The following is a 14,731-nucleotide window of genomic DNA, read 5'->3' on the forward strand; positions in this document are numbered from 1 at the left end:
GATGGTGGGGACCGGGCTGGTGGGGCGGCTACCCCGGCTATTGGGGTGGCCCGGGCTATTGGCATCACCCCTACCGCTTCTGGAGGCGTCCCTATCTGCGGCATCGCTACGGTTACTGGGGTGATCCCCGGTTTGGGCTAGGGTTCCCGGCTCTCTATGCACCACCGGTCGCGGCGCCGGCAACGCCTAAAGCGCCTGAAGCCGCCAAGGAGAAATAGCGGCATTCGCGACAAGCTGATTGAATGCCCTCCCGGCATTCGATCAGCTCCGACCTCAAGCACGCAAGCGCGCCCAACACTCTAGCCGCTTCTCGCACCCTTGATGGCCTGAGGGTGCGGCTTCCGTCGGCTCCAGTACCTTTCCGCTGGCCATCTGGATATTCGTGGTCGCCCTGCAGCAGACAGGCTCTCTCGCCAAATCCAGCCGGGCATACGATCAGCACATAACTTCAGCCGTTCTTCGGCGCGCAGGCAACGTCTGGGTCGCATCCCGCTGCATTCTTGACCACCGTCAAGTCACGCTGAGTGATATCGCTTGCCGATGACGGGGCTGATTTTTCATCATGGGCGCGGTTTGTGTATTCCCTGTTATCACGCATGCCCGGTTCATGCCGGGCCAGAAGGAGGTTGGCCCCCATGTCCCGTTGGATGAACCCGCACCGCACCCTATTAGTGGCGACGCTCCTGCTCGTGGTCTCGGCCCTGGTCAGCGGAGACGCACCGCTTGGACGCTTGAGCGCCCCTGCCGAGGCCGAGCGCTTTGGGGTGAGCTTGCTGCTTGAGCCGACACAGCTCCTCGTCGGCGCGGCGGGCAGCCGCGGGGTGCTCGCCTACGCCCCCGAAGACCTGCTCAGTGGCATCCAGGCCAGGCCGCTGTGGCAGTGGCCCGCGCTCGATCCGACGGCGGAGCATTACCTTTGGCCGCTGTCCGAGCAAGCAGACGCACTCCTGATCAGCGCCGGCACCCAGCTCGCGTGGCGCTCGACCGAGACGGGAGAAGGCGCCACCTATACCGTCGCCCACCCCATCGATACCCTGGTCGCGTTCGACGACGCGGATGGCACGCACACGCTGATACTCGCCGGGATCGCCGAGCAGGCCCCCTGGCTGGAGCGTTTGGTGCTCACCTCGGAGGGGTGGCGATCTGAGCTCTGGACGGCGCCCTCCCTCACCGCGCTCGCACCAGCTCAGACCATCAGCCGGCTGAGCCTCATGGCCGACCGGGACGCGCTTTATCTCGGCCTGCCCGAGCTGGGCGAGGTGCGCCGCCAGGACCTCAGCGCGCCCGAGCGCCTTGGGCTCTACCGCGACAGTGCCCCCGGCTTCGGCGAGGCACTACTGGGCTGGGACAGCGACGGCGATGGCCAGGACGAGACCTTGATCGCGGCCGACACGGCCCTGTTCGCCTACTCCGGCGATGGCACGGCGCTCTGGCGCCTGCGCTTCGCCGACCTGGGCCTGGCGGGCGAGCCGGGGGCGGTGACACTGCATGATCTGGGCGACCTTGATGGCGACGGCTTCGACGACCTCGGCGTAGGACTCACCAACGGCCTGCTGATCCTGCCAGGCTCGGCCATTGACGAACCCATGCGTGCGCGCTGGCTCCCCAGCGACGGCGCCCCGTCCGCCAGCGGCGTCGTCAGCGGCGATCTCGATGGCAACGGCCTACCCGAGCTGCTGATCGGCGCCCCGCAGGCGCAGGGCGGTGCTGTATACCTCTACAGCGACTCCCAGCTCGCGGCCCTGCGCGAGTGGCTCCTGCCCGCGGGCAATGATCTGGGAGGCTTCCCTGGCGACATGCTGCTCGAGGAGACCACCCTCATCGAACCGAGCCCAGTCCCAGTGACCGCCACAGACAACTTGGCCGCCGACCCCGTGCCCGAAGCCACGCCCAACGCGGCGGACTCGCCCATCCAGCACAGTGATGCCGACGGCCTGCCCGATGCCTGGGACAGCACCCCAACCGTCACCAATCCCAATGCCTGTGAAACCACGGTTACCCGCTTGGACAACCGTCGGTATGGCGCCGGCGAGGAGATCTCCTGCCGTCCGGCCACTCGGCTCGAGGCGGGCACGGCAGTCCTTGTGGATAACGGGGCGCGGGTCGTCTACATCGCCCCGCGTATCCTGCTCAAGCGCGGCTTCCGCGTGGCGGCGGGCGCCCGTTTCCGCGCCGTCGCCTTCGGCGGGCCGCTCGTCGCCCATGCCACGGCCGCGCCCGGCCAAGGCCCGGCGCCCCTGAGCGTCCTGCTCACTTGCCAGCCGAGCGACGGGGCACGCCCCTATGTCTGCGGCTGGGATCTAGACGGCGATGGCAGCGCCGACGCCTATGCGGGCAGCCTTACGCACGTCTTCGATACGATCGGCACCCAGGCGGTCGGCGTGAAGGTGACCGACGGCATCGGTCTCACCGCAACGACAAACCTGAGCGTCACGGTCGAGGAACCTGTGGCCGAAACGCTGAAGGCTAGCGCCCGTGCCACGCCAGGACGCGGCCATGCCCCTCTGGAGGTCCAACTGAGGTGCACCGTCAGCGGCGGGGCCGCACCCTACAGCTGTCTCTGGGATCTAGACGATGATGGTCACAGCGACGTCTCGGGCACGTCCATCGTGCACAGCTTCACGGCGCCCGGGACCTATGCGGTGCGGCTAATCGCCACCGACGCCAAGAACATAACCAGCAGCGCGACCCTGAGCGTCATCGTCGACAGTGACAGCGAAGGCTCCCCCGAGGATCCGCCGATGCTGGATCCGACGGTCGCCACCACGACCCATGTCGCGACGCAATTCCTCTATACGGGGAGCAATCCGGTGCAGACCGGAGTGGCGCCTGGCACGATTGAGGCGAAACAGGCGGCCGTGATTCGTGGCCGTTTACTGGACAAAACCAACGCACCACTGCCGGGTGTCACCATCAGCATCAAGGATCATCCTGAATTCGGACAAACGCTTAGCCGTGCTGATGGCTGGTTCGATCTCGCAGTGAATGGGGGCGGGCTGCTCACCATCGACTACGCACGCGCGGGCTATCTCCCAGCGCAGCGGCAGGTTGATGTGCCTTGGCAGGATTTCGCAATCGTCGATGATGTCGTCCTGGTGGTCAGGGATGCGAAGGTCACCAGGATCGACTTGACCGACACCACGGAGATGCAGGTCGCGCAGGGCAGCGTCATCACGGACGATGATGGTACACGACAGGCGACTTTGCTGATTCCCGCTGGCACGCAGGCATCCAGGTTCCTAGAGGACGGCAGCACCGAGCCTCTCTCGACCTTGACCCTGAGCATCACCGAATACACCGTCGGCGCGAATGGCCCTCAGAGCATGCCAGCCCCCTTACCGCCGACCAGTGGCTACACCTATGCTGTAGACATCGGGGTCGAAGAGGCGGCGGTCAGGAAAGACGGTCAGGACGTCGTCTTTGACCAGCCGGTGCCCTATTACGTCGACAATTTCCTGGGTTTTCCGGTCGGTGAGGAAGTGCCGGCAGGCTATTACGACACCACTAAGGCTGCCTGGATCGCTGAAGACAATGGCCGGGTCATCCAAATCCTTGCCATCAGCGGCGGATTGGCCGATCTCGATCTCGATGGGAGCGGACAGGCAGCGGATGCCATTGCGCTCGCGGTCTTGGGGATCACGGATGCCGAGCGGCAGCGCCTAGCGACGCTGTACACTGCCGGCAAGACGCTGTGGCGGGTTCCGCTGACGCATCTGTCGTGGTGGGATCTCAACTGGTTGTTCGGGCCTCCGGGTGATGCGGAAGAGCCTCCTTCCGTTAAAGAACCCCCAGAACCGCCAAGCAATTGCACAACCTGCCCATGCCCAGGGAGTGAGAATCAGCAACCCGGTTCCATCATCGGTTGTGAGAGCCAAACGCTAGGAGAGCAGGTTCCTCTCGTCGGTAGTGGGGTATCGCTGAATTATCGCAGCGATCGCGTACCAGGTCGGCTCTCGGCACGCACACTCGACATTCAGCTCAGTGGGGACAGTGTTCCTGCCAGTCTCAAGCGGATCGAAGCCTTCGTGACAGTCGCGGGCGTTCGATACGACTTGGGAGAGTTTTCGACTCAGCCCAATCAAACGACAACATTCAACTGGAACGGGAAGAACGCCTACGGGCAAACGCTGCAGGGCAGTCAAGCCGCAACCATTAGTGTCGGTTACGTCTATGACGGCACCTATGAGAAGACGGATCGGTTTGGCTACAACGGCAACGGTGTCCCGATTTCGGGCGACCCGAGTCGACAAGAGATTACGCTATGGCAGGAGACTTACACGTCGATCGGGACGATCGATATGCGGCAAATGGGAGTCGCTGGCTGGAGTCTGGACGTCCACCATGGGTACGATCCCTTGGGACGCACGCTCTATCTTGGCTCTGGTGACAGGCGCGTCATCGATTCGCTCAGCACCGCCATCGAATCTCTTGCAACAAGCCCTCTCAACTGCGACGGGCTTGCGGTGGCGCCCAATGGCGCGCTCTACGTTGCAGGCGGTGACACGGTCGTTCGTGTTGACTCAGATAATTCGGTCACGACAGTTGCTGGAGGCTCAACGCTTGGAGTCCCCGCGTTTGGCTATCTCGGAGAAGGAGGTCCGGCAACCGAAGCCCGTTTGTGGGATGTCTCCGATGTGGCTGTGGGGTCAGATGGAACCGTCTATCTGTCGGCGACCAACCATCACCGCGTTCTGCGTGTGGGAAGCGACGGTCTCATTTGGACCGTTGCTGGCACGGGTGTGTCCAGCTTTTCTGGTGACGGCGGGCTTGCTAAGAACGCAGAGATCTCGTCCCCCACGGGTATTGCGGTGACTCCAGACGGGAGTCTGTTGATTGCCGATGCCGGCAACGCCCGTATTCGACGCGTTGGTCCGGATGGTCGAATCTATACGGTGGCTGGCACGGGAACCGTCGGCTACACAGGGGATGGCGGACCCGCCAAAGAGGCACAAATAGGGATGCCCTATGGTGTCGACGTTGGACCCGATGGCAGTATCTATATCGCGGAGCGCCTCCGGATCCGTAAAGTATCGCCAAATGGAATCATCACAACTGTGGCCGGCAATGGAAGACGATACTATCGCGACTCCGACGATGGTGGATTGGCGACCGACGCTGGCATGGAGCTGAGCGATGTTGCGGTCGCGCCGGATGGTGGCTTTTACATCGCCGATAACTGGGATCAGCGGATTCTTTATGTCAATCCAGATGGCATCATAACGTCGATCGCCGGCATTGGCGGTGTTGTCGGCTATACCGGCGATGGCGGCCCAGCAACCGCCGCGAAATTCACGTATCCGGGAGCCGCGGTCGTCACGCCTGATGGAAGCCTTGTGATTGCGGATGGGGGCAATAAGCGCTTACGCCGCATTCGCGTGCCTGCTCCCGCCTATGACGGTGCCCCGATTTCGATCGCCTCCGAGGATGGCGCTCAGCTCTATCTCTTCGATGCCAACGGTCGCCATCTCAGGACGGTCGATACGCTCACCAAGGCCGTCCTCTATAGCTTTGGATACGATGCTAACGGGCGCTTGATCAGCATGACCGATGCCTTCGGTAATGTCGCTGCGATTGAGCGTGATGCGGATGGCAATCCGACGGCCTTCATCGCGCCTTTCGGGCAGCGGACTACGCTGTCGCTCGACACCAATGGCTATCTTGCGGCCGCAACCAATCCGGCTGGTGAAGACTTCCGAATGGTCTACACGGAAGATGGCTTGTTGAGTCTCTTTACCGATCCAAACGGACAGGCCGCCCAGTTCACTTACGATGCTCTCGGCCGACTGGAACGCGACGAGAATGCGGCAGGAGGCACACAAGCGCTGTCACGTCAGGAGTCGGACACCGGCTACGTGGTGACTCGGGCAACCGGTGAGAATCGCGTCACAACCTATGCGGTTGACAACTTGAGCACAGGCGCTCGTGAGCGTCTGTTGACCAAGCCCGATGGCACCGAAACACTGACTCTGCTCGAGACCGACGGCAGTGCGAGCGTCACCGAAGCCGACGGAACCAGCATCCAGTACAAATTCGGGCCTGATCCACGGTTTGATTTCATTGCACCCGTTTTGTCGAACGTCGCCGTCACGACAGGCGGCCTCACCGCAACCCAGACTAGAGCGCGATCGGCGACCCTCACCGACGCAACTGACCCTCTAAGTCTATCGACCCTGACCGATGTCTCGACGGTCAACGGTCGTGCCTCAAGCGTGGTGTACGATGCAAGCGCGCGAACGACGACCTCCACGTCGGCGGCCGGGCGCGTGACGACCCAAGAGCTGGATGCGCTCGGGCGTCCCGTGAGCATCCAGGTCGCGGGCATTCTCCCCGTCGAAATGCGCTACGACGCGCAGGGTCGGCTGTCCGCGCTGGCACAAGGTGCCGGTGCCGGCGCACGCACGTTGGCCTATGCCTACGATGCCGATGGCTATCTGGCAAACTTGACCGATGCGCTCGGACGACAAGTGCAGTTCGACTACGACCTGGCCGGGCGTGTCACCACGCAGACCTTGCCGGATGGACGTGAGATCCTCTATCGCTATGATGCCAAGGGCAATCTAGCCTCGCTCACACCGCCGGGGCAGCCCGCCCACGTCTTCCGCTATACCTCCGTCGATCAGACGGAGGAGTACATCCCGCCAGACGTCGGGGCCGGAACCAACAGCACGGTCTACACCTATGACCTCGACAAGAATCTGACCTCTGTGGCACGTCCGGACGGTCAGACCTTGACGATCGACTATGATGCCGCCGGACGCTTGTCCTCCTTGGAATTGCAGCCAGCGGGTCAGAGGCTGGCGACCTATGGTTATCGTGCCACGACAGGCAAGCTCACCGAGATCACGACCCCGGATGCGGAACTGATCTATAGCTACAGCGGCGCACTACTCACCCAAACGCAATGGACCGGCGAGGTCAACGGTCGCGTTGGCTTTGGCTATGACACAGACTTCCGAATCTCGTCCATCACGCTCGACGGCGCGGATACCATCGCCTATGGCTACGATGCAGACAGTCTGCTGATTCAAGCCGGGGACCTCACGCTGACGCGTGATGCCCAGCATGGCCTCTTGACCGGTACGGCACTGGGCTCGGTCAGTGATCGCTATGCCTATGACGACTTCGGCGGCCTCGCTGGCTATAGCGCCGAATCCGGGGCGGGATCGCTCATCGAGATCAGCTACACCCGTGACAAGCTCGGACGCATCACGCAGAAACGTGAGACACGCGGTGCCTTGGAGCAGGTCTACGACTACCGCTATGACAGGGCTGGCCGCTTGGTAGAGGTGAAGAAGGACAGCGTCGTTCAGTCGACCTATACCTATGACGACAACGGCAACCGGCTTAGCCGGTCTACTCCGAGCGGAACCGAAACCGGGACTTACGATGCCCAGGATCGGCTCCTGACCTACGACGGAGTGAGCTACAGCTATACCGCGAATGGGGAGATGGCGAGCAAGGACGACAACGGTCAAGTCACCCAATATGACTATGATGTACTGGGCAACCTGAAGCAGGTCGTGTTGCCTGGTGGAACTGTCATCGACTACCTCACCGATGGTCAAAACCGCCGGATTGGAAAGAAGGTGAACGGCGTTCTGGTGCAGGGTTTCCTATGGCAGGAGCGGCTACGCCCGATTGCCGAGTTGGATGGCAGCGGAAATATCGTCAGTCGGTTTGTCTATGGTGATGGCGTCAATGTGCCGGACTACATGGTCAGGGGTGGCTCGACCTATCGGATTGTCAAGGACCATCTTGGGAGTCCGCGATTTGTCGTGGATGTGGCGACCAATACGGTGGCGCAGGAGATGGCGTATGACGAGTTTGGGAATGTGCTGACTGATACCAATCCAGGATTTCAGCCGTTTGGGTTTGCTGGGGGGTTGTATGATATAGATACCGGCCTGGTGAGGTTTGGGGCGAGGGATTATGCCTCTATCCCTGGGCGATGGGAGTCTAAAGACCCGATTGGTTTTAGTGGGCTGAGTGCTAATTTAATTGGTTATGTGTCAAATGATCCTATTAATTACATAGACCCAAATGGGAAGTGTCCAGGCGATGATCCAGATGGTTGCGAGCAGTATTGTAGATCGATTGGTATCGGGAAAGCTGCCGAGAAAATAGCGCCACTTGTTGGAGGCGGCCCTGGCCCTAAAGTTGGAAAAGTGATTGGTATTGGTTTAGGTGTTGGGGAAAAACTACTTCCCGACGAGGCGTCTCCGGTTGGTGGAGGTAGTGGTATAATAACCCCAGGAGCAGGTTTCTTAACTACGGCAATGAAAATCGATGAGGCTTTTGGTGGCCCGACTTCCAAGTGCGACTGCTCGCGTTGAACGCGTAAGCCCGCGTAGCCCGCGTAGCCCGCGTAGGGCGGAACTCCGATAGGAGGTTCCGCCAATTGGGATCCACCGCCGTTGGCGATCTCGTCCAACGCATCCCATTACACACAACTCTGGGTGTACGATAGAGCCCGCGTAGCCCGCGTAGGGCGGAACTCCGATAGGAGGTTCCGCCAATTGGGATCCACCGCCGTTGGCGATCTCGTCCAACGTTGGCATGACATGAAGCTTTCGATGAGACGGCGGTCGCGGTCGACACAATCGCGGTGGGAACGGAACCGCGTAGCCAATCGGGATCCACCAACGTCGGCGGATTGGTCTGACGTTGGAATGGCGGATCGCCCTATCGGGCATCCGCCCTACGCGGCTGCTTGTCGACATGGAGCGGGGGTGCGGGGATGTCAAACTATCGCCGCTATCGGGTTCGAGGAGGGACCTTTTTCTTTACCATCAATCTGCTGGAACGGCGCTCGGATCTCTTGGTGCGACACATTGATGCCTTGCGCGAGGCGTTGCGCCTGACTCGGCGCGAGCGTCCGTTTCACATCGACGGCTGGGTGGTGCTGCCGGATCACATGCATTGCGTCATCACTCTGCCCGAAGGCGACGATGACTTCTCGAACCGCATCAAGGCGATCAAGATCCGCTTCGTCCGCGCCATCCCGCCCACCGAACGGCGCTCCCCGACCCGCGTGTCGCGTGGGGAGCGGGCGATCTGGCAACGGCGTTTCTGGGAGCACGCCATTCGCAATGACATCGACTACGCCCGGCACGTCGACTACGTCCACTTCAATCCGGTGAAGCACGGTTACGTCACCTTCGCCCGCGACTGGCCTTACTCGACCTTCCATCGGGCGGCGAGAGCCGGCCTCTATGTGCCCGACTGGGGCGCCGACGATCGCAAGCCCGCGTAGGGTGGAACTCCGATAGCCAGCCTAGCAACCACCGAGGTTGGCGGTTTGGTTTGACCTTGGCATGTCGTATCACCCTAGGCTGTCGAAATCGCCCACTTTTCGCCGTGTTCAGCGTCCCCGAATTTTGGATGACAAGTGACCGGGAAGATAAGGTTCAGGTCTCGGGTTGTTGCACATCATGGAAGGTTTGAGTCTCCTGTAAGAGTCTCAAACGACTGCGTAGGTGCCCTTGGCTCCCGTTTCATGAGTCACGGACGCACATGAAGCAGCACTCAGCGGCCATGGAGGGAGTGACGTTTCGCGAGAAATGCGCGTCCTTGCGCTGTGAAACGGCGACCGTCAATCAGCCTTTACCGCTGCACGTTCCTTCGGCAACAAGGCAGTGAACAGGGCGAGGACGAAGAGACCGACGGCGATCCCGGATCCCAGGGTGCCTGCGAGTGTATGCCCAAGGATTCCGAGTACGATCAGGAGAGGGATGGAGTACAAGGACATCACAAGAATACTCACAAGATAGCGGTTCGTGTGCATGGAATAGCTCCGAGTAGGAAAATGATCTAACGTTAGAATATAAGCATATTCTAAAGTTTCAAGCCTTCTCCCTGTGAGTGCGATACTTTTTCTCTCCAGTCCGTCCCGTACAGCCAGTCGGTTCCTAGCGCCCCACGCATCTGCCCGCCAACCTGGTCGAGGAAGCGCTGCGCCGCACGGAGGGCAACAAGGCCGCCGCGGCGCGGCTCCTGGAGATCAGCGGGCGGGCACTCTGGTACAAGATCAAGTGCTACGCACCTTAATACTACTTTGTTACCTTTATGCGCCTGATTTAGCGAAGGTCACTCTGTGTGACCAGGCAATCCGTCTGCTCCCGGTGGCGCAAACGCCTCTTTTGCACGCATTACGACCCCAATGAACAGGCGAGCGATCTAGATTAACCTTTATAGATCAAATACATCAGAAATATTCTAATCTAACAAAGTAGAATTAAGAACGCGACGGCGAGCACGACAGCGCATCGGGAACCGGCGATCTTGGTAAACCCTGGCGCCAGAGCCTGGTCGCGATGTCGAATCCTTTCCGAATCACCATCGGACAGGCTGAGCGGTCTCGGGCAATGACGAGAGCACGCATCGAGAGGACCCAGCAAGACTCCAGACGCCTGAAATCAGCCTGAGAAGGTGTCTGAAAACCCTCTCGCGACGCCGCTCCGCGGTGTCGCGACGGTAGAGTTTTTCAGACAACTTCTGAGCCGGGCGGCTTGCGCGTTTGGCAAGAAGACCCAGACCGGTTATCTTCCCGCCTCCATGGACACACTCGTTCGCGTGACCGATCTCAGCCGGCGGTTCGGACGCCATCTGGCCCTGTCCGGCGTCAATCTGTGCCTGCGTAAGGGCGAGGTGCTGGGACTGCTTGGACCCAATGGCGCGGGCAAGACGACCTGTCTGCGTGTGCTGAGCGGTCTGCTCGCGCCGACGGCCGGTCAGATCGAGATCGCGGGCATCGACCTCGCGCGCCAGCCGCTTCAAGCGAAGCGTTTTCTCGGCTACCTGTCCGAGCGTCCGCCGCTCTATCCGGAGCTGCGGGTCGACGAGTATCTGACCTATTGCGCCCGCCTGCGGCGCCTGCCCAGCATCGAGATCGCTGAGGCGGTGACCGCCGCCAAGGCACGCTGCGGGCTCGAGGACAGTGGCAGGCGCCTCATCGCGAAGCTCTCCAAAGGCTATCGCCAGCGCTTGGGCATTGCGCAGGCCATCCTTCATCGTCCCAGGGTGCTCATCCTGGACGAACCGACCGAGGGTCTGGACCCCTTCCAGATGCGCGAGCTGCGCGGCCTGATTCGCGAGCTGGCGACGGATTGCGGCATCCTCTTCTCCAGTCATCTGTTGCCCGAGGTCCAAGCGGTCTGCGATCGGGTGGTGATCCTGCACCAGGGGCGAGTCCAACTGGATGCCGACCTGGCCGACACTCCGGCGGGCACTGTCTGGCGCGTCAAGATCGGTGGCGAGACGCATGCCGAGCAGCTCGCCGAGCTTCCGCATGTGGCGGGGGCCGTGGCCATCGGCAGCGAAGGCTTCCAGATCGACCTGGCCGATACGGCGACCGCGGCCGACCTGGCGCGCGACATCGTGCAAGCGGGTCTCGACCTCCTGGAGCTGGTCCCGGAGCGCAGCGATCTGGAACGCGTCTTCTTCGATCTCATCGGTGTGGAGGAGACGACATGATCGCTGCCATCGCGGGCCGCGAGGTGCGTGGCGGGGTGGTGACGCCGCTGCTGTGGGTTCTTCTGGGCGTCGGTCAGATCGTGCTGGCCTGGATCTTCCTTCAGGTCATCGAGGACTTCAGCGGCCTGGGCGCCGATGAGCGCGGCGCGTCGCTCACCCAAGAGTTGTCGATGAACCTCTTCGCCTTCGCCGCGGTGATCGCCATGCTGGCGGCCCCGCTGCTGGCGATGCGCGTGCTGAGCGGCGAGCTCAGGGATGGGAGCTTCGATCTCATCACCTCGGCGCCAGTGCGACTGGTTCAGGTGGTGCTGGGCAAACTCCTGGGGCTCGCGATCCTGATCACACCGCTCTGCCTGCTTCCCGTGGTCAACCTGGTGATTTTGGGCGGGGTCACGACGCTGGATCTGGGCCAGCTGGCGGCGGGTACCCTGGGGCTCTGGCTGGCGGGGCTGATGTTCTGCGCGGTGGGTCTCTACGCATCGAGCCTCACGGCTCAGCCCGGAGCGGCTGTCTTGGTGGCCTTCGGCATCTTGCTGTTGTTCTCGATCATCGGGCGCGCGGATGCGCTCGCGGCCCAGGACCTGTCCCTCTTCGGCTGGCTGTCCTGGAATGAGCACCTCTTCTGGTTCCTCCTGGGGGCGGTGCGCCTGAGCGATATCGCCTATTTTCTCCTCTTCATCGCCTTCTTCCTGGCCTTGACTCACCGCCGACTCAGTAATCGCCGTCTGCAATGAAGGACTCCATGACTCAGCTTTGGGAGCAGGTGCGCCGACTGGAGCGAGCGCTGGTCGACACCCTCTTCGTGGTGCTCCTCCTGGCGCTGGTCGTCACCTCGGGCTGGCTGGCGGCGCGCCACGACCGCTACTGGGATTGGACGGCAACGGCGGCCAATACGCTGTCGCCACAGAGCCTGGCGATCCTGGAGCGCCTGGATGGACCGCTGCGGGTCACGGTCTTCGCGGACGCGCCGTCCCCCTTGGCGAAGGCGATCGGGCAGCTCCTGGCGCGCTATGGGCAGGTGCACCCGCAGATGGAGATCCTCTATCGCGATCCGCAGCTCTTCCCCGAGCAGGCGCGGGATGCGGACGTCTCCCTGCTCGGGCAAATCCTCTTGGAGTACCGCGGTCGGCGCGAGACCCTGAAGGAGATCAGCGAGCGGTCCATCTCCGCCGCCATGGCGCGGCTCACCGAGACGCGCAGTCCCTGGATTGCGGTGATCGAGGGGCATGGCGAGCGCGCGATCGACGGCGAGCGGGCGGCGGATCTGGGGCGACTCGGGCACGAGCTGACCGATCAAGGTTTTCTCGCCCGCCCCCTGGATCTGGCGCGCGCCAAGGATGTCCCCGACAACACGCGACTGGTGATCCTCACCAATCCGCAGCTACCGCTCTTCGCCGGTGAGGTCGATGGGCTGATGCGCTTCCTGGACCGTGGCGGGAACCTGCTCTGGCTGATGGATCCCGGTCCGCTGAACGGCTTGGAGCCACTGGCCGAGCTGATGGGGATCAACGCGCTTCCTGGCGTTGTCGTGGATGCGGCGGCCGCTCAATTCGGGGGCGCGACGCCCGCTGTCGCCGTGATCTCGGATTATCCGGATCACCCCTTGACCGAGGGTCTATCGAAGCCGGCGGTCTTGCCCGGCGCGCTGGCCTTCGATGCGACCATTGCGCCGAGCTGGACCCTTGCGACCTTCCTCGCGACCGGGGAAAAGAGCTGGAACGAGACAGGCGCGGTCTTCGGCAAGATCGGGCGCGACGAAGTGGTCGGCGAGCTGCCTGGACCCTTGCCGGTGGTGCTGGCCCTGACGCGCACGCTGCCAGATGGCGAGAAGGCGCAACGGGTCGTGGTGGTTGGCGACGGCGACTTCCTGAGCAATGTCCAGATTGGCACCTACGGCAATCAGGCTCTGGGCATTCGGCTCCTGCGCTGGCTGAACGCGGACGAGGATCTGGTCGAGCTGCCGCCGCTGCCAGGCACCGCCGAGCCGCTGGAGATGACGACCGGCCGGCGGACGCTGCTCGGACTTTGGAGCCTCATGATCCTACCGGCGATCTTCCTCGTCGGCGGACTCTTGGTGCGTTGGTATCGTTGGAGGGAGCAGTGAAACTGCGTTGGCTGATCAATCTAGCCCTTTTGATCGGCGTATTGGGGCTCGCGCTGCTGATGCGCGAGGAGATCACCAGGGCGCGATCCATCCCCGAGCTGACCGATCTGGTCGCCGATGATGTCTACCAGGTGCGAATCGCACGACAGGGCGAGCCCACGATCGTCTTGAACCATGACCTGCTGGGATGGCGCATGCATGAGCCCATGCAGCTGGACGCCGACACCGAGCAGGTCGAAAAGCTGCTCGGGATTCTCAAGACGCCGGTGCTGCGCAGCGTTCCGGAGGCGTCCGCCGCGCTGGACGAGCTGGAGCTCGCGCCTGCCAGGCTGACGCTCCAGGTGGACACCGTCGAGCTGCGCTTCGGTGGCATCGATCCCTTGGGGCAGTCGCGCTACGTGGCCTCGGATGGCCTGGTGCACCTCATCTCGGACCGCTTCTATCATCTGCTGATCGCCCCGCCGATCGACTATGTCTCGCGCAAGCTGCTGCCACGGGACTTCAACCCCATCTTCGGTCGGCTCGGGGGCGTGCCGCTCGACGCCGGGAGTGTCACCGCGCTCAATGAGACCGTCGCCGAGCGGATCGAGCCCTTGGCCGAGGCGCTGAACGGCTCACCGGCAGAGCTCAAGATGGGTGACGGGAGCCGCTTGAGCTTCGTCGTCTCGGACGACCACCGCCGCTGGGCGCGATTGGATCAGCGGCTGCTCTATGTGCTAACGGACGGCCCCGAGTTGGCGCTGGACCCTGGTGCCGAGGACCCGACACCGCCCGAGCCCCCGGTCTCACCGGCCGCGACAGCCGAGGCTCTGGCCCCGGCCATCGAAGAGAGCAGTCCGACCGCGCCTGAGATCGAGCCTCTGCCGGATGAGGTCCCCGTCGATGCCTATGGGGCAGTACCGACGGAAAAGGTGCCGTACGAGCCCCCGATGGATCCGAACGGTATCGTCCCCGGCGACGGCTCGGTCAGCACGCCTCCGGTCGTCAAGCTCACGCCAGACGGCAGAGAGATTCCCATCTCCCCCGGTGGTCCTGTCAGGCAGCCGAGCACACCGCGCAACGCGGGTGGCGCGCCCTATGGCTTCGGTCAGGATCCCTTCGCACCGGATCCGCCCGCTGGAACCACGGATCCAGGCGGAGCGCTCTAGGAGCCTG

Annotated in this window: 7 protein-coding genes and 1 pseudogene; all 8 read left to right on the forward strand. The window is 62.6% G+C overall.

The window, feature by feature from the left end:
* Nucleotides 1-218 (forward strand): annotated as a pseudogene (locus tag CKO23_RS25285) (sulfur globule protein CV3); the annotation flags it as partial.
* Nucleotides 219-770: 552 nt separating this feature from the next.
* Nucleotides 771-8,333, forward strand: coding sequence for an NHL domain-containing protein (locus tag CKO23_RS07245; protein WP_200329545.1), 7,563 nt, complete (start codon nucleotides 771-773; stop codon nucleotides 8,331-8,333).
* A 404-nt stretch (nucleotides 8,334-8,737) separates the two neighbouring features.
* Complete coding sequence (locus tag CKO23_RS07250; RefSeq protein WP_200329547.1) at nucleotides 8,738-9,253, forward strand: REP-associated tyrosine transposase; 516 nt, start codon at nucleotides 8,738-8,740, stop codon at nucleotides 9,251-9,253.
* 683 nt (nucleotides 9,254-9,936) lie between these two features.
* Nucleotides 9,937-10,047, forward strand: coding sequence for a helix-turn-helix domain-containing protein (locus CKO23_RS26690; protein ID WP_369407999.1), 111 nt, complete (start codon nucleotides 9,937-9,939; stop codon nucleotides 10,045-10,047).
* A gap of 507 nt (nucleotides 10,048-10,554) precedes the next feature.
* Entirely contained in the window at nucleotides 10,555-11,472 is a 918-nt protein-coding gene (locus CKO23_RS07265; RefSeq protein WP_200329551.1) for an ABC transporter ATP-binding protein, read from the forward strand.
* Nucleotides 11,469-12,206 (forward strand): ABC transporter permease, encoded by a 738-nt coding sequence (locus CKO23_RS07270; protein WP_200329553.1) that lies wholly within the window; start codon nucleotides 11,469-11,471, stop codon nucleotides 12,204-12,206. Before CKO23_RS07265 ends, CKO23_RS07270 begins: the two co-directional genes overlap by 4 nt.
* 8 nt (nucleotides 12,207-12,214) lie before the next feature.
* On the forward strand, nucleotides 12,215-13,576 hold the full coding sequence (locus CKO23_RS07275; RefSeq protein ID WP_242482275.1) for a GldG family protein: 1,362 nt from the start codon (nucleotides 12,215-12,217) through the stop codon (nucleotides 13,574-13,576).
* Nucleotides 13,573-14,724, forward strand: coding sequence for a DUF4340 domain-containing protein (locus CKO23_RS07280; RefSeq protein ID WP_200329557.1), 1,152 nt, complete (start codon nucleotides 13,573-13,575; stop codon nucleotides 14,722-14,724). Before CKO23_RS07275 ends, CKO23_RS07280 begins: the two co-directional genes overlap by 4 nt.
* Nucleotides 14,725-14,731: the final 7 nt, after the last annotated feature.

This window comes from Thiocystis violacea, from assembly GCF_016583565.1.
GTDB lineage: Bacteria > Pseudomonadota > Gammaproteobacteria > Chromatiales > Chromatiaceae > Thiorhodococcus > Thiorhodococcus violaceus_A.